Below are 19,162 nucleotides of genomic sequence, written 5' to 3'. Positions count from 1 at the left end.
CGCCAGTGGTCGCACGGCCGCCATGGCGCCTCGAGCGACCACTGGCGACGTTGAGAAATGCCAGGATGGGGGCGGCACACCCACCACCGTCGACGGAGACGCCCATGCATGCACTGGTGACTCGAGGCAGGCCCGGACTCGAGCTGATCGAGCTGCCCGAGCCCGAGACCCCCGCAGGCCATGTCAAGGTGCGCGTGCTGCGTGCAGGCATCTGCGGCACCGACCTGCACATCGATGCGTGGGATGCGTGGGCCGAGTCCGCGGTCACGCCGGGCCTCACCGTCGGGCACGAGTTCTGCGGCGAGATCGTCGAGGTGGGCGAGGGCGTCACCGACTTCGCCGTCGGCCAGATCATGTCCGGCGAGGGCCACGTCGTGTGCGGCCACTGCCGCAACTGCCGCGCCGGCCGCCGTCACCTCTGCATCCGCACGTCGAACCTCGGCGTGCAGCGCAACGGCTGCTTCGCGGAGTACGTCGTGCTGCCGGCGACGAACGTCTGGGTGCACCCGGGGGTCACCGCGGCGACCGCGACGTCGGACGAGCTCGACGTCTTCGGCCTCTACGACCCGTTCGGCAACGCTGTGCACACGGCGCTGAAGTTCCCGGTCGTCGGCGAGGACGTGCTCGTCACCGGCGCGGGCCCGATCGGCCTCATGGCGGCGATGGTCGCCCGGCATGCCGGCGCGCGCCACATCGTGATCACCGACATCGCGGAGCCGCGCCTCGAGCTCGCCCGCTCGCTCGGCTTCCGCGCGCTCAACCCGCAGGGCGCTCACGACGACAGCGCGGCGCCGAGCGGTGCCAATCCATTGCGGGCCGTGCAGCGCGAGCTCGGCATGCAGGAGGGATTCGACGTGGCCCTCGAGATGTCGGGCTCGCCCTCCGCGCTCGTCGGCATCATCGAGAACCTCAACTTCGGCGGCCGCATCGCGATGCTCGGCCTGCCCTCGAAGCCGATCGAGGTCGACTTCGGCAAGGTCGTCTCGCACATGCTGACCATCCAGGGCATCTACGGCCGCGAGATGTTCGAGACCTGGTACGCCATGGCGGCGATGGCGCAGACGGGTCTCGACGTCTCGCCCGTCATCACCGACCGCTTCGCGTTCGCCGACTGGCAGGCCGCGTTCGACCGCGCCCGCTCCGGCGCCGCGGGCAAGGTCATCCTCGACTTCACCACCGACAGCAGCACCGACCCTGAGGGAGCCTGACCGTGTTCTCCGCCCGCGCATCCATCACCGCAGAGCTCGACGAGATCGAGGCCGCCGGCCTCACCAAGCACGAGCGCCCGCTCGACTCCCCGCAGTCGGCGACCGTGACCGCCGGCGGCACCGAGGTGCTCAACTTCTGCGCCAACAACTACCTCGGCCTGGCCGACCACCCGCGCGTCGTCGAGGCGGCCAAGGCGGCGCTCGACGAGTGGGGCTTCGGGATGGCGTCGGTGCGGTTCATCTGCGGCACGCAGACCCAGCACCTCGAGCTCGAGTCGCGGCTCGCCGACTTCCTGGGCCAGGAGGCGTGCATCCTCTACTCGTCGTGCTTCGACGCGAACGGCGGGCTGTTCGCGACGCTGCTCGGCGCCGACGACGCGGTGATCTCCGACGCGCTCAACCACGCGTCGATCATCGACGGCATCCGGCTGTCGAAGGCGGCCCGCTACCGCTACGCGAACCGCGACATGGCCGAGCTCGAGGCGAGGCTGCAGGAGGCGGCCGGCGCCCGGCGGCGACTCATCGTCACCGACGGCGTGTTCTCGATGGACGGCTACCTCGCGCCGCTCGAGGCGATCTGCGACCTCGCCGAGCGCTACGACGCCATGGTGATGGTCGACGACTCGCACGCGGTCGGCTTCACCGGGCCGACGGGCGCCGGCACACCCGAGCTCGCGGGCGTGCAGGACCGCGTCGACATCATCTCGGGCACCCTCGGCAAGGCGCTCGGCGGCGCGTCGGGCGGCTACATCGCAGCGCGGGCCGAGATCGTCGACCTGCTGCGCCAGCGCTCGAGGCCGTACCTGTTCTCGAACGCGCTCGCGCCGTCGGTCGTGGCGGGCTCGCTCGCTGCGCTCGACCTCGTGGAGGGCGCGGGCTCCCTGCGCGAGCGGCTGCAGCGCAACACGCTGCGCTTCCGCGAGGGCATGGAGGCGGCGGGCTTCGAGCTGCTGCCGGGAGAGCACCCCATCACCGCGGTGATGTTCCACGACGCCCGGCTGGCCGGTCGCATGGCGGATGCGATGCTCGAGGAGGGCGTGTACGTCACTGCCTTCTCGTTCCCGGTCGTGCCCAAGGGCGAGGCGCGCATCCGCGTGCAGCTGTCTGCCGCGCACTCCGACGACGACGTCGACCGGGCGGTCGCCGCGTTCGCCGCCGCTCGGCAGCGCGTCGACGGCTGACGGACGGATCGCGCGCGGGAGCACCGCCCCGCGACCGAGGATCGATCGACCCTCAGGGCACCCTGCGCATCGTGCAAGGGGCATGGACGGCCGCCCTGCTCGTGCCTACGCTCGACGCCAGAGCCCGCGTGGTCGTGGCTCCCGAGGCGGGAGGGCTGCCTGATGTTCGAGGTCGCGGTACCTGCGCGGCGGATCCGCCGCCGAGCCGGAGCCGCTGCGGCCGTGCTCGCCTCGCTCGCCGTCGCGGCGATCGCGGTGCCGCTCGTGCAGCACTCCGCGACGCTGGCCTCGGCGACGCAGCTGCAGGACGGCACCCTGGCCGCTGCCGGCCTCGGATCGATGGGCGGTCTGCCTGAGGGCGCGCCGCTCCCGCCCACCGACGCACCCACCGCGAGCGCCGCCGGCGTCGCGGCGTTCGGTGACGGCGCGACGGTCTCCGTCACGAGGTTCGACGGCGCCTCGTCGCCCGGGTCGACCGAGCCAACAGGGTCGACCGAGTCGACCGTCGAGCTCGGCGACGAGGCGCGCGACCTCTCGCTCTCGCCCGGCGGCGACCTGCTCGCGGTCGTCGACGCGTCGGGCACGCTCTCGCTCATCGACATCGCCGCCCCGGTCGCGACCGAGCTCGCGGCCGCGGATCTCGGTGTCAGCGACGTCGCCGAGGCGACCGTGGCCATCAGCGCCGACGGGTCGGTCGTCGCGGCGGCGGTCTCGGCCGCCCAGCAGATCCTGCTGCTCGGCCGAGACGGGGGCCAGGTCCGGGAGGTCGACGTCGGCCTGCCGGTCTCGGAGCTCGCGTCCGGACCCTCCTCCCGGGTGTACGCGCTGGCCGATGCCGCGCTCGTGGTGGTCGATGCGGCTGGAGGGAGCATCGTCCGCTCGGTCGCCGCGCCGACGAGCGGGACGACCGGCCTCGCGCTCGTCGACGGCGGCGAGTCGCTCGCCATCTGGAGCGACGAGCGACTGCTGCTCCTCGACCCGATCTCGCTGGACGCGGATGCCGCCTACGACCCGACGGCCCCCGTCTTCGGCGTCGCCGATGGACCGGCCGCCGGGACCCTCATGGTGGGGCTCGGCGGGGAGGCGCCCCGCATCGCCTTGGTCGAGCTCGCATCCGGAGCGACGCTCTCGGAGATCGCGATCGACGAGCGCCTCGGCGCGATGCCGTCCCCGCCCGCCATCGGCGCAGCGAGTGAGGACGGGTCGCTCTTCCTCGCGACGCCCGTGGGTGCCGTCACGGGCAGCTGGGATGCGTCTCGCGTGCCCTGGCCGCTCTGGTGGGCGGGCGCCGCCCTGCTCGCGCTGCTGGCCGCGGTCTTCGCGATCGTGGCGCTCTCCGCCGATCGTCTCGGCGCCCGAGCACAGCGCCGTGCGCTCGCGGCGCTCCGTGCCGAGGCCGAGCGGCGGCCGCGGACCACTCCGCAGCCGGAAGTCGATGCGGTGCCCGCGCTCGCGCCGCCCGCCGCGGAGAGCGAAGCGCCGGTGGAGACGCCCGCGCCGGCGATGAGCCCACCGTCCGAGGCCAGGGCCGGCACCGTCGTCGCGAAGCGACCCGTCGCACCCGTCGCCCCGGCCGGCAGGATCCAGGACCGGATGAGCGCGCTCGGCTTCGCCATCACGGTGCCCGCCGACGCGCAGCGCGTCATCGAGCTGGTGCGCACCGAGGCGGAGCGCGGCAGCGACGGTGCGACGGAGCTGCGCATCGACAAGGTGTTCGACGAGGGCGCCGTCACCGGCAGCGTCCACAGCTCCGGCGAGCGGACCGCGACGTTCGTCCTCTGGCTCGACCCCGTCCCGAGCGGCGGGACCCGCGCGAACTTCCGGGTGGAGTGGTACGCCGCGACACGACCGACCACGCTCTCGATCCCCGTCGGACCGAAGGACAGCGTCGCGTACGGGCCGCTCCGCGACTTCGCCTCCCGGCTCGCCGGCAGGCTCGAGGAGGAGCAGGCATGAAGCCCGCGCGTGGACGCATGGGCGCCTTGAGCGTCACCGTGGTGCTCTCGTGCTTCGTGGCCGGCTGCAGCGCGGCGCCGTCCGTGCGCATGGAGCCCGTGTCCGAGCCGGCGCAGGAGCTGCCGCTTCCCGGGGCTGTAGCCGCGCCGAGCGCGGGCGAGACGCCCGCCACCGGCGCGGCGCGCGTCCAGCTGACGGAGGAGGAGCTCGGCTACATCGACCGGCTCAGCGAGACGGGCTACTGGGATGTGCACGACGGCACGGTCTGGCAGTACCTCGTCACCACGTCGGCAGGGTTCGAGGTCGACGCGACACGCACGTCCCGGGTCGTCGCCGTGCGGGACAGCGGCGTCGACGTCAGCGTGACCCAGCGGTACAGCTTCGTCGACGGCCGGTTCGACCCGGTGACCATCGTCTCCGAGGCCCGAGCGGAGGCCGACGGCTCCTACAGCGAGAACCTGCAGCTCGGCTTCAACCAGGCATGGCGGCAGGCACCAGACCCGGTCTTCGACGTCGACTTCACCATCCCGAGCGCCTCTCGGCTGCAGCACGCGAGCGCGCCCGCCGAGCCGATCGAGATCGGGCCGCTCGGCACCGGACGGTTCGCGGAGTTCGAGGACTCCACCCGCACGATCCGCGCCGCCGGCGCGGGCGAGATGCCGGTGCTGGGCGCGACGCGCGACGTGGTGTGCTTCGCCGAGGTGCGCGCCGGCGAGGTCGAGGCGCCCGACGGCACGATCACCGCCTTTGAGCGACGCTCCGACCTGTGCTTCGTGCAGGGCCTCGGCCTCGTCAGCAGCCGCACCCAGGCGGGTGGCGCCTGGGAGGAGTGGACGCTGGTCGCATCGACCTCCAAGCGCGCCTGAGGTCAGAACACCGGCTTGCCGCCGGTGACGCCGAGCACCGTGCCCGAGACGTAGCTCGCCTCGTCGCTCGCGAGGTAGACGAAGGCCGTCGCGACCTCGATCGGCTGCCCAGGGCGGCCGAGCGGCGCGTTCATGCCGAAGTCCTTCACGCTCGGCTTCGTGGCCGGCTGCAGCGGCGTCCAGATCGGACCCGGTGCGACGGCGTTGACGCGGATGCCGCGCTCGCCGACCTGGGTCGCCAGGTTCACCGTGAAGTTGTTGATGGCCGCCTTCGTCGAGGCGTAGTCGAGCAGGGTGTCGGAGGGGTCCACCGCCTGGATCGAGGAGCAGTTGATGATGCTGGCGCCCTCGCCGAGGTGCGGCAGCACGGCCTTCGTGAGGTTGAACATCGCGAAGATGTTCGTCTCGAACGTCTGGCGCAGCTGCTCGTCGGTGATGTCGGAGAGCGACTCCTGGGCCATCTGGTAGCCCGCGTTGTTCACGAGGATGTCGAGGCCGCCGAGCGCATCGACCGCCTGCTGGGCGAGCTCGATGTTCGCCTGCTCGGTGCGCTGATCCGTCGCGATGAGCACGGCGCGTCGACCGGCCGCCTCGATGTGCGTGCGGGTCTCCTCGGCGTCGTCCTGCTCCTGCGGCAGGTAGGCGATCGCGACGTCGGCGCCCTCCTTCGCGAAGGCGATCGCGGTCGCGCGACCGATGCCGGAGTCGCCGCCGGTGACGAGCGCGCGCTTGCCCTCGAGCCGGCCGCGGCCCGTGTAGCTCGTCTCGCCGTGGTCGGGCAACGGCTGCAGGTCATCGGTGCGGCCGGGCCACTCCTGAGTCTGCTCTGGCAAGTTCTTGATCGATTCGGTGTCGAAGCGCATGTACCCCACTCTGCTCCCGCTCCCTGGACGTCCCGTGAGCGGCTGGACGCATCCGCCGACCGCGACCGGGCGGCACACGCCGGTCGTTAGACTGGCATCCTCCCCCCGCGACAGAAGGAGCTCGCCTGTGTGCGGCATCGTCGGCATCGTCTCGGACTCCAGCGTCAACCAGCAGGTCTACGACGCACTCGCGCTCCTCCAGCACCGCGGGCAGGACTCCACCGGCATCGCCACCGCCGAGGCGCGCTCGATCCACGTGAAGAAGGCGAAGGGCCAGGTGCGCGAGGCGTTCCGCACGCGCGACATGCGGGCGCTGCTCGGCAACCTCGGCCTCGGTCACGTGCGCTACGCGACGCGCGGGGAGGCGGCCAACGAGCTCGAGGCGCAGCCGTTCTATGTGAACGCTCCCTACGGGATCGTGCTGGTGCACAACGGCAACCTCACGAACACGCGCGAGCTCGAGCAGGAGCTCGCGACCGTCGACCACCGGCACGTCAACACCGGCAGCGACACCGAGATGCTCGTCAACGTGCTCGGCTCCGAGCTGCAGGCGCTCGTCAAGGGTGGCGACCTCGACGCCGACCGGCTCTTCATGGCCGTGCGCCGCGTGCACGAGCGGGTCGAGGGCTCCTACGGGGTCATCGCGCTCATCGCCGGCCACGGCCTGCTCGCGTTCCGCGACCCCTTCGGCATCCGTCCCCTCGTGCTCGGCTCGCGAGTGGGCGAGAGCGGCCGCACCGAGTGGATGGTCGCGAGCGAGTCGGTGGCGCTCACGGGCTCGGGATTCCACCTGGAGCGCGACGTCGCGCCCGGCGAGGCGATCTTCATCACGCCCGACGGCGAGCTCGCCGCGGCGCAGACGCACGACTCCCCCGTGCTGCTGCCGTGCGCGTTCGAGTACGTGTACCTCGCGCGCCCCGACTCGGTCATGAACGGCATCAACGTCTACGAGTCGCGGCTGCGCATGGGCGAGCGGCTCGCCGACACGATCGCGAAGTACACGCCGGCAGGCAACATCGATGTGGTCATGCCCATCCCCGACTCGTCGCGGCCCGCCGCGATGGAGGTCGCCCGCCGGCTCGGCATCGAGTACCGCGAGGGCTTCTACAAGAACCGCTACGTCGGCCGCACCTTCATCATGCCGGGGCAGCAGGAGCGCAAGAAGTCGGTGAAGCAGAAGCTCAACGTGCTCGAGAGCGAGTTCCGCGGCAAGAACGTGCTCGTCGTCGACGACTCGATCGTGCGCGGCACCACGAGCCGCGAGATCGTCGAGATGATGCGCTCCGTGGGCACGAACTCCGTCACCTTCACGTCGGCGGCGCCGCCGGTGCGGTACCCGCACGTCTACGGCATCAACATGCCGTCGCGCTCCGAGCTCATCGCGTCCGGCCGGTCCATCCCGCAGGTGAACGAGGCGCTCCGCAGCGACTTCCTCGTCTACCAGGAGGTGGAGGACCTGCAGCGCGCCATCCTCGACGGCTCCGACGTCGAGGGCCTCGACCTGTCGTGCTTCACGGGCGAGTACGTGACCGGCACCGTCACCGCCGAGTACCTCGACTGGGTGGAGCGCACGCAGCTCAGCTAGCCGGCTGCCGGTCGGGCGCCGACAGCAGGGCGGGCGCCCACATGCCCAGCCCGGCGACCAGGCACGCGAGCGCCGCGGCGAGCACGGCGTCGGGCAGCGGCACTGCGGCGAGCAGCAGGCCGGCGAGGGCGGCGCCCGCCGCGCCAGCGAGCGCCAGCACGGCTGGCGTCGCGCGCGACAGCCCCAGCTCGGAGCGACGCGCGAGCTCGGCGAGCGCGACGGCTGCCGCGAGCGCGCACCCGAGGACCGCTGCCGCCGCGAGGTCGAGGGCCCCGGGCCGCGCGACCGGCGCCGCGAGTGCCGCGACGCCGCCGAGGGTCGCGAGCGCGGCCGCGGCCCGGGGCCTCGGCAGGAGCCGCTCGGCGAGCCGCGCGAGCGGCGGGCCGGCGACGGCGCCGATCGCGAGCGTGAGCGCCGCGGGGCCCGCCGGCGCGGGCTCGTCGGCGCCGAGCGCCGAGAGCGCGGGCCTCAGCGCTGCCATGGCGACCGCCCCGGCGGCCGCGAGCACCAGCAGGCCCAGCAGCGCACGCGGTGCCGGGGCGGCGACGGCCGGCATGCCTTGGACGCGATCCCGGATGCCCGATCCGAGGCCTTGTGGCCACGCGCCGGATCCGGCGACCGCGAGCAGGGCGAGCGAGAGCAGCTCCAGGGCGACGGCCGTCGCGAGGAGCGCCCAGAACGTGATGGCGGGCGACGGGGCGGCTGCTGCGACGAAGGCCGCGCCGACCGCGGCGGCGAGCAGCGTGGGCGCGGCGCGGACGCGCGGCGCGAGCGTCGGGTCGCGGACCGCGGCGGCCGCCATCGCGGCGCTGTGCGCGCCGGCGGCGAGCCCGAGCGCGGCGACCGGCGCGACACCGACAGGCTCGCCGAACAGCGCGAGTGCGGCGGCAGCGGCGATCGCCAGCGCGGCGACGACCCCGGCCGCGAGCGCGAGCGGGCGGGCGCCCGCGATCCGCGGCAGGAGCAGGCCGACAGCGGCTCCGGCAGCCGCGAGCGCGCCGCCGAACGCGAGCGCGAGCGATCCGCCGTCGTGCCGCAGCGCATCCGTCGCGATGGCGGTCATCGCGAGGCCGATCGCCGTCCAGGCGAGCGCATGCGCCAGCCCGAGCCGCGCGCGCCGAGCCGGCATGTCAGCCCTCGCGCGGGCGGTCGTCCTCGGGCGCAGCAGCGCGCTGCGGGGTGGCGCCATCGTCGGCCGCCGGCTCGAGGGGCGCGAACGCCGCCTCGCCCACGTCGGCCGGAGACGCCTCCAGCGCCTCCGCGTCACGTGTCTCGATCCGCTCGGCGAGCACCGTGCGCGTGCCCCTCGAGAGCGAGCGGTCGACGATGATCGCGACGATCGCCCCCAGCACGCCGCCGACGACGAAGCCGACCACGAGCATGAGGCCGATGACGGGCGTGGTGTCGACCTGCTGGCCCGTCGCATCGGCCGACGGACCGACGCTCGAGGTGAGGATCCAGGCGGCGACGATGCCGACGAGCGCGCCGATGGCCGTGAAGACGCCGTACTTCGGTGAGCGGCGCACGGTCACGCGCAGCTCCTCGTGCGACTGCTGCGACGGCGACGCCCCCGTGGGCGGCACTGCGCCGCCGGCCGGCACTGCGCCGTCGTCCTGCGGGGCCTGATCGGGCGTCGCGTCCATGCCGTCCAGCATCCCACGCGGGTGCGCAGCCAGGCGCGGCGCCGCGCCTGGCCGGGTGCGCGAGCAGCCGATAGCGTGCGGGTGAGCCCACCGCCCGACAGCGCGGCATCGCGTCAGGACAGGAGCCCGATCGTGACCGACAGCCCCCGATCGCCCCGGACGGAGTCGGGGGCTGGCGACGACGCGGTCGAGTGGACGCTCCTCGATACCGGAGCCGCGGCGCGCGAGGCAGGCACCGACCCGCAATCCGGGCTGAGCGCGGATGCGGTGGGCGAGCGCCGGGAGCGATGGGGCGCGAACGAGCTCGATGCCGCGCCGCCGGAGCCGGCGTGGCGGCGCATCGCGCGGCAGTTCGCCGATCCGCTCATCGTGCTGCTGCTCGTCGCCGTCGCCATCTCGACCGCGGCGTGGCTGTTCGAGGGCGCGCACGGCGCACCGGTCGACGCGATCGTCATCCTGCTCGTCGTGATCGCCAACGCCCTGCTCGGCTACGCCCAGGAGGCGAAGGCAGCGGATGCCGTGGCGGCGCTGAAGGACATGACCGCCGTCACCGCCTCGGTCGTCCGCGACGGCCGCATCGAGCGGGTGTCGGCGGCCGAGCTCGTGCCCGGCGACCTCCTCTCCCTCTCGGAGGGCGACTCGGTCGGCGCCGACGCGCGCCTGCTCACGTCGTCGTCGCTGCAGATCGCCGAAGCCGCGCTCACCGGTGAATCGGCGCCGGTGACGAAGTCGACGAGCCCACTCGCCGGGCCGGTGCCGCTCGGCGATCGCACGAACATGGTCTTCAAGGGCACCGCCGTCACGCAGGGCGTGGGCCGAGCCGTCGTCACCGCGACCGGGATGCGCACCGAGATGGGCAAGGTCGCGGCCCTGCTCGCCGACACCGAGCAGGAGCCCACGCCGCTGCAGCGCGAGATCGCCCGCGTGGGCCGCACGCTCGGCATCGCCGTCGTCGTCATCGCCGCGGTCGTGATGCTCGCGATCGGCCTCACGAGCGGCATCCGCTCGGTGCAGGACGCCGTCGACGTGCTGCTCGTCGGCGTCTCGCTCGCGGTGGCCGCCGTGCCGGAGGGGCTACCGGCGATCCTCTCGGTCGTGCTGTCGATCGGCGTGCAGGCGATGAGCGAGCGCGGCGCGATCGTGAAGAACCTGTCCTCGGTCGAGACGCTCGGGTCGGCATCCGTCATCTGCTCCGACAAGACCGGCACCCTCACCCGCAACGAGATGACGATGCTCAAGGTGCACTCCCGCTCAGGCGTCGCTGACATCTCCGGCGTCGGCTACGCCCCCGACGGCGACGTGCTCGTCGAGGGCAAGCCGCTGCTCGAGCAGGATCCGGAGCTCGACCTGCGCGAGGAGGACATCGTCGTGCTCTCCGGCGGCACCCTCGCCTCGAACGCCGAGGTGCGGCAGGACGACGACGGCAGCTGGGTCGTGGTCGGCGACCCGACGGAGGCGGCCTTCGTGGTGGCGGAGCGCAAGGCGGGCCTCAGCGAGCGACGCCGGCAGCGGTTCACGCGCATCGGCGAGGTGCCGTTCACGTCGGAGCGCAAGCTCATGTCGGTGGTCGTCGAGGATGCCGAGGACCGCATCGCGGGCCGGCCGCGGCCGGTGCTCATCTCGAAGGGCGCGCCGGACGTGCTGCTCGAGCGCTGCTCGCGCACGCGGCGCGGGCTCGAGCTCGAGGCGCTCACGCCCGAGGACCGGGAGGGGGTGCGCGACGACGTCGCGTCGATGTCCGCACAGGCGCTGCGGACGCTCGCCGTCGCCTACCGCCCGCTCGAGCCCGAGGAGCTCGCCGCCGCGACCGGCCCTGACGGCGTCTTCGACGCGGAGGCCGGGCTCGCGCTCGAGCGCGACCTGATCCTCGTCGGCACGGTCGGCATCATCGACCCGCCGCGCAGCGAGGCGGCCGACGCGGTCGCGCAGGCGCGCGGTGCCGGCATCCGCATCGTCATGATCACGGGCGACCACCCCGCGACCGCGCTCCGCATCGCGCAGGAGCTGGGCATCACCGACGGAGGCCGCGCCGTGGCCGGCCCGGAGCTGGATGCGATGGACGAGGATGCGCTGCGCGCGGCCGTGCGGGAGACGTCGGTCTTCGCGCGCGTCGCGCCCGAGCACAAGCTGCGCATCATCGAGGCGCTGCAGGCGGACGGCCACATCGTGTCGATGACCGGCGACGGCGTCAACGACGCCCCGGCGCTGCGCAAGGCCGACATCGGCGTCGCGATGGGCATCACGGGCACCGAGGTCTCGAAGGAGGCCGCCGCGATGATCCTGACCGACGACGACTTCGCCACGATCGTGGCGGCGGTGCGGCAGGGCCGCGTGATCTTCGGCAACATCCGCAAGTTCCTGCGCTACCTGCTCTCGTCGAACATGGGCGAGGTGTTGACGATGCTGCTCGGCGTGCTGCTCGCCGGCTTCCTCGGGCTCACCGGCGAGGGCGACGCGATGGTCGTGCCGCTGCTGGCGACGCAGATCCTCTGGATCAACCTCGTCACCGACTCGGGTCCCGCGCTCGCGATGGGTGTCGACCCCGAGACGGAGGACGTGATGGCGCGGCCGCCGCGAGCACGCGACGACCGAGTGATCGACGGGCGGATGTGGGGATGGATCGTCTCGATGGGGGCGGCGATGGCGGTGGTCACGCTGCTCGCGATCGACATCCACCTGCCGGGCGGGCTCGTGGAGGGCGGCGAGAGCGTCGACACCGCCCGCACCGCGGCCTTCACCACGCTCGTGCTCGCGCAGCTGTGCAACGCGCTCAACGCCCGCTCCGAGTCGGCATCCGCCTTCACGGGGCTGCTCGCGAACCGCTGGCTGTGGGCGGCGATCGCGTTCGGCGTCGTCACACAGGTGCTCGTCGTGCACGTGCCGCTGCTGCAGGCCGCGTTCGGCACGGCGCCGCTCTCGCTCGCGCAGTGGCTCGTGTGCCTCGGGCTCGCGTCGTGCGTGCTGTGGCTCGACGAGCTGCGCAAGCTCGTGGTGCGCGCTCGGGGCCGGGACGGCGCCTCGCCCCTCCGCTGATCGCTAGTGTCGGTCTTGGTCCCCTAGGCCCATTACCGATCTCCGCACACAACGAGGTGAAGCATGTCGAACGCCCCTGTCGATACCCAGCGATCCGGCGCCCCGCTGGCTCGGGCCATGCGGCCCATCAACACCGTGGTCGAACGGTGGATCCCGTCGGCGCTCGTCTTCGCCATCGTCCTCACGCTGATCGTCGCGCTGCTCGCGCTCACGGTCACGCAGACGAACCCGGTCGAGCTCGTCAAGGGCTGGGGCGATGGACTGTCGGGCCTGCTCGCGTTCATGACGCAGATGGCGCTCATCCTGCTGCTGGGTCACATGCTCGCCAACACCCGCCCGGTGCGGAAGCTGCTGACGCGGCTCGCGGCCCTGCCGCAGACGCCGGTGCAGGCGTACCTGTTCGTCTTCGTGATCGCGGCGGTCGCGTCGCTCATCACCTGGGGCCTCGGCCTCGTCGTCGGCGGCCTGCTGGCACGCGAGGTCGCCGCCTCGGGCAGGGAGCGGGGGCTGCGCCTGCACTTCCCGATGCTGGTCGCCGCCGGCTTCTCGGGCTTCGTCGTGTGGCACATGGGCTACTCGGGCTCCGGCCCGCTCACCGCGGCGACCCCCGACTCCTTCATCGCCGAGCACCTCGGCGGCCAGGTCATCCCCGTCACCGAGACGACGTTCGCGCTGCCGAACCTCATCGGCGCGGTCGCGACCATCGTCGCGGTCGCCGTCGCCCTGTCGCTCGTGGCGCCGCGCGGCAGCGATCGGATCGTGGAGCTCGAGATCGACGCGCGCGAGCAGCTCGTCGAGCACGAGGAGGAGGTCGTCACGCCCGCCGACCGGATCGACGCGAGCCGCATCGTGACGATGCTCGTCGGTGCAGCGCTCGTGTTCTACCTCGTCGTGCACTTCGCGCAGGGCGGCACGATCACGCTCGACATCGTCAACTGGTCGTTCCTGGCGCTGATCTTCCTGCTGGTGCGCAGCCCCTTCGAGGTCATCCGGCTCACGAAGGAGGCCGCGTCGAACGTCGGCGAGATCCTGCTGCAGTTCCCGCTGTACGCCGGCATCCTCGGCATGATGACCGCATCCGGCCTCATCGCGGTGTTCTCGGATGCGTTCGTCGCCATCGCGACGCCGCAGACGTTCGGCATGCTCGCGCTGCTCTCCGCGGGGCTCGTGAACTTCTTCGTGCCCTCCGGCGGCGGGCAGTTCGCGGTGCAGGCGCCGATCCTGCTCGACGCGGCCGAGCGCATCGGCGTCGACCCGGCGATCCCGATCATGGCGGTGGCGTACGGCGACCAGTGGACGAACATGATCCAGCCGTTCTGGGCCCTGCCGCTGCTCGCGATCGCTGGCCTCAAGATGCGCGACATCCTCGGCTACACGACCGTGACCCTGATCGCCTCCGGCATCGTCTTCGCCGCGGTGCTGTTCTTCTGGTCCCTTTAGCGACGGACCCCACCGCCCGCCCCGTCGAACTTCCCCGAACCGCGGGAATCGGGCCGCGAAGCCCCGAGTTCGGGGAAGTTCGACGGAAGGCGCGGGCGGCTGCGGCGGCGTGAAGCGTCAGTGGCGACGGGCGAGCAGCGAGTTGAGCCGTAGCGACGTCTTCGACACCGACGAGGCGCGCAGCGACGAGCGCGTGAGCGACGAGGCATGGCGGCGCACTCGCTCGCCGTCGGCACGGTCGAGGCGCCCGATGAGGGCGGTGACGTCGTCGGATGGGTTCGGCAGCTGCCGCTGCTGGACGCGCGCCGCCTCGTCGTTCGCGGCCTGCCGCACGCGCTGCGCCGCCTGGATGCCGGCGTCCTGCAGCTGACCCGCCTGCTGCACGCGGCTGTCGACCCGCTGGCGGAGCTGCTCGATGCGGCCGAGCCGCTCGCCGCCAGGTGCGTGGTGCTCGCGCGGCTGCTGCGCAGGCTGCTGGTGCGGCGCCGGCTGCGACTGGTGCTGCGCAGGCTGCTGGTGAGGGGCGGGCTGCGACCGGTGCTGCTGCGGCTGCTGCTGCTGCCGCTGCGGTTGCTGCTGCTGCGGCGAGCGCTGCTGCTGCGTCGGGCGCTGCTGCTGCGGGTGGCGCGGCGGCTGCTGCGGGGCGGCCGGCTGGCCGGCGCGGCGCTCGCGCTCGCTCTCGACCTGGCGGCCGAGCGACTCGATGCGCTCGAACCAACCCTGCTGCGACGACGGCTGGAGGTGCTCCGCCTGCGCGCGCGCCTCGCCGTAGCGCTGGCCGACCTCGCGGCGGGCGTCGGCGTAGCGCTGCCCGGCCTCGTGCCGCACCTGCTGCACGCCGCCGCGCAGCTGCGCCTGCGCGCGCTGCGTGGCGCCGCGCGCGACGGAGCGCAGCGCGCCGAAGCCGCCGCGCAGCATCATGAGGCCCACGAACGAGGCGCCGCCGGCGAGCAGCAGCGGCAGCAGCGCCGTCTCGAGCGCGCCCTCGACCCCGATCAGGACCGCCGTCTGCGCCACCCAGCTGAGCCACTGGAAGAGCGCGGGGACGCCGTTGAACAGCAGCACGATGCCGATCACCATCACGACGAGCGGACCGATGAACCCCATTGGGCGGACGACCTGGGCCATGTGCTCAGTATGGGCCCCGTGGCGCTGCTGTGGGCGCCCGGATGCGCGGGGATCGCCGCGCTAGCGCTCCGCTCGCACGAGCGGCAGCCACGGCGACACGTCGGCGCGCACGCCCGAGGCGCGCACCGCGCCGCGACCCACGGCATCCGCCCACGGCTCGGCGCCGGTCGCGAGCGCGAGCCAGGTCGCGGCATCCGTCTCGACGACGTTCGGCGGCGTGCCACGCGTGTGCCCGGGCCCCTCGACCGCCTGCACGGCGCCGAAGGGCGGCACCCGCACCTCGACGCTCTTGCCCGGCGCCCGCTCGGCGAGGCACTGCAGCGTGTACCGCACCGCGAGCGCCCGGTCGGACCTGCCCGCGTCGGGCTCGAGCGCGGCGGTCACGGCAGCCATGCCGTCGAGGTCGGGGATGCGCTTCGCCACCCTGCCAGGCTACGTCGTCGCCGCCACGGGCACCGCTCCGGGCCGCGGCCGCGTGGCGGCGAACCAGCCGAGACCCAGCAGCACCATGAGCGTGACGTCGACGGCGTCGCCGCCGTAGTACATGACCTGCGAGCCGACCTGCGCGTCGAGCGCGTCCACACCCGCGGGCGGATGCCCGTAGAGCCGCTTCGCAAGCATCGAGTGCACCGCGATGAACGCGATGAGCACCGCCGCCCGCACGGCCAGCGATGCGCGGTGAGGGTCGGGGTCGCGCCCGACGATCGACGCCGTGAAGACGTAGCCCGCGAGGAAGATGTGCAGGTGCACGACCGCGTGCACGATGGCGGAGCCGTGCATGAGCGCGAAGAGGCCGGCGTCGTCGGATGCGGTCGGGCCGAGCCCGGGACCGTAGAGCAGCCACAGGCCGCCCGCGTTGAGCACCGCCGCGACGATCGGATGCGTCACCCATCGCACCACGGGCGAGCGCAGCAGCCGGGAGAGGGCACGGGCGTCGTCGACGGGCAGTGCTCGCAGCGCGAGCGTCACCGGGGCGCCCAGCACGAGCAGCAGCGGCGCGAGCATGCCGAGCAGCAGGTGCCCGACCATGTGCGCCGTGAAGCTCTCGTGCGCGGCACGGGCGATCGGCCCGAGCGCAAGCGCGGCGCAGACGATGCCGGCGAACCAGCACAGCGTGCGGCCGAGCGGCCACGGGCTGCGTCGGCGTGAGGTCCACAGCGCGATCGCGTAGAGGGCCGCGGCGACGCCGACCGCCGCGAGCGCCGCACCCTCGAGGAGCGCCCACGCGTCGACATCCGTCGCCGTGCCATGCACGTGCCCAGCCGACGCGAGCGTCGCTCGCATGCTCACTCGCGAGTGCGCGTGCGCCAGAGGATGACGAGGCCGACCGCGAGGGCGATGGCCGAGCCGCCGAACCAGGCGAGGTCGTAGGGCAGCAGGTCGACGTCGTAGCGGATCTGGTGGAGGCCGAGCAGCTTGTGCAGGATGCCGGCGTCGAGGATCTGGAAGCCGCCGAGCCCGGCGAGCACCGCGCCCCACCAGCGTGTCCACGCGATGCCGCCACGCCGGCCGGCGTCGGCGAGCAGGAACAGCCCCGCCACGGTCATGCCCCACGCCACGGCGTGGAAGAGCCCGTCGGCGGCGAGCGCGACCTCCAGAGTGGAGAGGTCGTAGAAGTGGTGCCACTGCAGCACGAGGTGGAAGATCAGCAGGTCGATGACCGACGCGGCGATGCCGGCGCCGAACAGCAGCCCCGAGCCGATCAGGCGGCGATCGGAGCGCGCGGCGGGTGACGCGAGTGCGGCGGTGGTCGTCGCCATCGGGGCCTCCTCCGTCCGATCTGTCCCCCATTCTGAGCGGCGCGCATCCCGCCCACAATCGGCGCGCATCCAGGCTTCGCCTCGAGCGCCGGGCAGCCGAACCACCCCGCGCGCGAGTCGGACTCCCCTGGTTCGTACAATGGGCGGGTGCGGATCCTGGTTCTCGGCAGCGGCGCGCGCGAGCACGCCATCATCGCGGCACTCCTTGCGGAGGGTGGCCACGAGATCACGGCCGCGCCCGGCAACGCCGGCATCGCGGCGGAGGTCGAGACGGTGCGCGTCGACATCAAGCACCCCGACCTCGTCGCCGAGTTCGCCGCCGACGGCGGCTTCGACCTCGTCGTGATCGGTCCGGAGGCCCCGCTCGTCGCGGGCGTGGCGGATGCGCTGCGCAAGGCGGGCGTGCCCGCGTTCGGCCCGACGAAGGCGGCGGCCGCGATCGAGGGCTCGAAGTCGTTCGCGAAGGACGTCATGGCCCGCGCGGGCGTGCCGACCGGCACGGACTCCATCGCGCGGTCGCTCGACGACGTGCGTGCCGCGCTCGACGCATCCGCTCCCCCGTGGGTGCTGAAGGCCGACGGCCTCGCCGCCGGTAAGGGCGTCATCGTCACCGACGACCGCGCCGCGGCCGAGGCGCACGCCGAGGCGTTCCTGCCCGACGGGCCGCTGCTCATCGAGGAGTACCTCGCCGGACCCGAGGTGAGCCTGTTCGTGATCACCGACGGCGTGCACGCGGTGCCGCTCGCGCCCGCGCAGGACTTCAAGCGCCTCGGCGACGGCGACACCGGGCCCAACACCGGCGGCATGGGCGCGTACTCGCCGCTGCCGTGGCTGGCCGGTCGCTTCGGCAGCGAGGCAGCGTTCGTCGACGAGGTCGTGCGCACCGTCGCGCTGCCCACGATCAAGGCGATGGCCGATGCCGGCACGCCGTTCGTCGGGCTCCTCTACTGCGGGCTCATCGTGACCGATGACGGCGTGAAGGTCATCGAGTTCAACGCCCGCTTCGGCGACCCGGAGACGCAGGTCGTGCTGCCGCGGATCGAGTCAGGCCTCGCGGACGTGCTGCTGGCCGCCGCGAACGGCTCGCTCGACACCGCACCGCCGCTGCGGTGGAAGGACTCGGCCGCCGTCACGGTCGTGCTCGCGAGCGAGGGCTACCCGGGCGACCCCATCACCGGCCGGCGCATCACGGGCGTCGACGAGGCGATGGCGCTCGAGGGCGTGCAGGTGCTGCACGCCGCGACCGGCGCCGGCGAGCTCGGGCTCACCGCGACGGGCGGCCGGGTGCTCAACGTGGTCGGCACCGGCGCGACGATCGCCGAGGCCCGCGAGCGCGCCTACGCGGGCCTGGGGCGCATCGGCCTCGAGGGCGGGCAGGCGCGCACCGACATCGCCGCGCGGGCATGACCGAAGCGGACTCGGCCGCCGCTGAGCGGGAGACGCTGCTGGCGGCCGGGTGGGAGCTCGCCTACAGCGGCAAGGTGCGGGAGCTGTACGTGCCCGCGGGTCTCGACCTCGGGACCGCGCCCGAGATGCTCATGGTCGCCTCGGACCGCGTCTCGGCGTTCGACCACGTGCTCGAGCCCGCGATCCCGGGCAAGGGCGAGCTGCTGACGACGCTCACGCGCTGGTGGATCGACCGGCTCGGGCTGCCATCGCAGCTCGCTGCCGACGCCGACGCGCGGACGCCCGAGGTCGTGCGAGGGCGCGGGATGCTCGTGCGCACCCTCGACATGCTGCCCGTCGAGTGCGTGGTGCGCGGCCGCGTGACGGGTTCCGGCCTCAAGGAGTACCAGCAGGTCGGCGCGATCTCGGGCGTCGCGCTGCCTGCGGGCCTCGTCGATGGCGACGCCCTGCCGACGCCGATCTACACGCCCGCCTGGAAGGCGCCGCAGGGCGAGCACGACGAGAACGTCTCGTTCGAGCGCACCGTCGAGCTCGTCGGCGCGGAGGATGCCGCCGCGATCCGCGACCTGTCGCTGCGCGTGTTCGAGCAGGGCGCCGCGATCGCGGCCGAGGCCGGCCTGGTGCTCGCCGACACGAAGTTCGAGTTCGGGCGCGACCGCGTCACCGGCGAGCTCGTGCTCGCAGATGAGGTGCTCACGTCGGACTCGTCGCGCTACTGGGATGCGGCGCCGCTCGCGGAGGGCCGCGTCGAGTCGTTCGACAAGCAGATCGTGCGCAACTGGCTCTCGGAGCACTGGGACGGCGAAGGCGTGCCGCCCGCGCTCCCCGCCGAGGTCGTCGAGCGCACGGCGGCGCGCTACCGCGAGCTGCTGGAGCGGCTGACGTCGGCCGGCTGAGCCGCCCACCGCAGGTATAGGGGGATGTGCTCGCACGAGTCGCGCTTTCGAGCCGGTCGCCCTATACCTGACGAGCCGGAGCTCCTTCCGCTGGTTGAGCCGCGCCGACGCCGAAGGCGGGCGGTTTCCAGGGTCTAGTGCAACGCGGTGTCTTCTGTCGGGGTTGAGAGTAGTCGGGCGAGGACTTCGGCTGGGG

General features: G+C 73.2%; 16 protein-coding genes. 9 read left to right on the top strand and 7 right to left on the bottom strand.

The window, feature by feature from the left end:
- Positions 1 to 104 precede the first annotated feature (104 nt).
- The 4 genes from tdh to ACLQ21_RS06395 all read left to right on the top strand — a co-directional run bounded on the left by tdh (position 105) and on the right by ACLQ21_RS06395 (position 5,211).
- Positions 105 to 1,208: an L-threonine 3-dehydrogenase gene (gene tdh / locus ACLQ21_RS06410; RefSeq protein WP_425662437.1), complete on the top strand. Its 1,104-nt coding sequence runs from the start codon at positions 105 to 107 to the stop codon at positions 1,206 to 1,208.
- Between the two features lie 2 nt (positions 1,209 to 1,210).
- Positions 1,211 to 2,389, top strand: coding sequence for a glycine C-acetyltransferase (locus ACLQ21_RS06405; RefSeq protein WP_425662436.1), 1,179 nt, complete (start codon positions 1,211 to 1,213; stop codon positions 2,387 to 2,389).
- Positions 2,390 to 2,551: 162 nt separating this feature from the next.
- Positions 2,552 to 4,345, top strand: a complete 1,794-nt coding sequence (locus tag ACLQ21_RS06400) for a hypothetical protein (RefSeq protein WP_425662435.1) — start codon at positions 2,552 to 2,554, stop codon at positions 4,343 to 4,345.
- Positions 4,342 to 5,211 (top strand): hypothetical protein, encoded by an 870-nt coding sequence (locus ACLQ21_RS06395; RefSeq protein ID WP_425662434.1) that lies wholly within the window; start codon positions 4,342 to 4,344, stop codon positions 5,209 to 5,211. The genes ACLQ21_RS06400 and ACLQ21_RS06395 overlap by 4 nt, the downstream gene beginning before the upstream one ends.
- Positions 5,212 to 5,213: 2 nt before the next feature.
- Here ACLQ21_RS06395 and ACLQ21_RS06390 read toward each other — a convergent pair whose 3' ends face one another.
- Positions 5,214 to 6,074 carry an SDR family oxidoreductase gene (locus ACLQ21_RS06390; RefSeq protein ID WP_425662433.1) on the bottom strand — a complete coding sequence of 287 codons (861 nt, stop codon included), beginning with the start codon at positions 6,072 to 6,074 and terminating at the stop codon, positions 5,214 to 5,216.
- A gap of 127 nt (positions 6,075 to 6,201) precedes the next feature.
- On the opposite strand from ACLQ21_RS06390, the gene purF reads away from it, so the two are divergent.
- The gene (purF, locus tag ACLQ21_RS06385) at positions 6,202 to 7,659 is read left to right on the top strand and encodes an amidophosphoribosyltransferase (protein ID WP_425662432.1); all 1,458 of its coding nucleotides are present in this window, start codon (positions 6,202 to 6,204) and stop codon (positions 7,657 to 7,659) included.
- Here the strand turns inward: purF and ACLQ21_RS06380 are convergent.
- Positions 7,652 to 8,788 (bottom strand): hypothetical protein, encoded by a 1,137-nt coding sequence (locus ACLQ21_RS06380; RefSeq protein ID WP_425662431.1) that lies wholly within the window; start codon positions 8,786 to 8,788, stop codon positions 7,652 to 7,654. The two genes, purF and ACLQ21_RS06380, sit on opposite strands and share 8 nt — an antisense overlap.
- A gap of 1 nt (position 8,789) precedes the next feature.
- Entirely contained in the window at positions 8,790 to 9,302 is a 513-nt protein-coding gene (locus ACLQ21_RS06375; protein WP_425662430.1) for a hypothetical protein, read from the bottom strand.
- Positions 9,303 to 9,434: 132 nt separating this feature from the next.
- Between ACLQ21_RS06375 and ACLQ21_RS06370 the strand changes: the two genes are divergently transcribed.
- On the top strand, positions 9,435 to 12,335 hold the full coding sequence (locus tag ACLQ21_RS06370) for a cation-translocating P-type ATPase (protein ID WP_425662429.1): 2,901 nt from the start codon (positions 9,435 to 9,437) through the stop codon (positions 12,333 to 12,335).
- Positions 12,336 to 12,452: 117 nt separating this feature from the next.
- Positions 12,453 to 13,775 (top strand): short-chain fatty acid transporter, encoded by a 1,323-nt coding sequence (locus tag ACLQ21_RS06365; protein WP_425662428.1) that lies wholly within the window; start codon positions 12,453 to 12,455, stop codon positions 13,773 to 13,775.
- Between the two features lie 117 nt (positions 13,776 to 13,892).
- Here the strand turns inward: ACLQ21_RS06365 and ACLQ21_RS06360 are convergent, their stop codons facing one another.
- The 4 genes from ACLQ21_RS06360 to ACLQ21_RS06345 are packed head-to-tail and all read right to left on the bottom strand — an operon-like array spanning position 13,893 to position 16,663.
- Entirely contained in the window at positions 13,893 to 14,903 is a 1,011-nt protein-coding gene (locus ACLQ21_RS06360; protein WP_425662427.1) for a hypothetical protein, read from the bottom strand.
- Positions 14,904 to 14,963: 60 nt separating this feature from the next.
- Complete coding sequence (locus ACLQ21_RS06355; protein WP_425662426.1) at positions 14,964 to 15,326, bottom strand: sterol carrier family protein; 363 nt, start codon at positions 15,324 to 15,326, stop codon at positions 14,964 to 14,966.
- Positions 15,327 to 15,335: 9 nt separating this feature from the next.
- The gene (locus ACLQ21_RS06350) at positions 15,336 to 16,187 is read right to left on the bottom strand and encodes a cytochrome c oxidase assembly protein (protein ID WP_425662425.1); all 852 of its coding nucleotides are present in this window, start codon (positions 16,185 to 16,187) and stop codon (positions 15,336 to 15,338) included.
- A gap of 2 nt (positions 16,188 to 16,189) precedes the next feature.
- Positions 16,190 to 16,663 (bottom strand): DUF2243 domain-containing protein, encoded by a 474-nt coding sequence (locus ACLQ21_RS06345; RefSeq protein ID WP_425662424.1) that lies wholly within the window; start codon positions 16,661 to 16,663, stop codon positions 16,190 to 16,192.
- A 147-nt stretch (positions 16,664 to 16,810) separates the two neighbouring features.
- Between ACLQ21_RS06345 and purD the strand changes: the two genes are divergently transcribed.
- Together purD and ACLQ21_RS06335 are read left to right on the top strand one after the other, a co-directional pair.
- The gene (purD, locus tag ACLQ21_RS06340) at positions 16,811 to 18,070 is read left to right on the top strand and encodes a phosphoribosylamine--glycine ligase (RefSeq protein WP_425662423.1); all 1,260 of its coding nucleotides are present in this window, start codon (positions 16,811 to 16,813) and stop codon (positions 18,068 to 18,070) included.
- The gene (locus ACLQ21_RS06335) at positions 18,067 to 18,966 is read left to right on the top strand and encodes a phosphoribosylaminoimidazolesuccinocarboxamide synthase (RefSeq protein ID WP_425662422.1); all 900 of its coding nucleotides are present in this window, start codon (positions 18,067 to 18,069) and stop codon (positions 18,964 to 18,966) included. The genes purD and ACLQ21_RS06335 overlap by 4 nt, the downstream gene beginning before the upstream one ends.
- The last annotated feature ends 196 nt before the right edge of the window (positions 18,967 to 19,162 follow it).

Origin of the sequence: Agrococcus sp. DT81.2 (assembly GCF_049844935.1) — a bacterium.
GTDB lineage: Bacteria > Actinomycetota > Actinomycetes > Actinomycetales > Microbacteriaceae > Agrococcus.
Note: the sequence above shows the minus strand (reverse complement) of the source record. Positions and strands in the feature narration are given on the sequence as shown.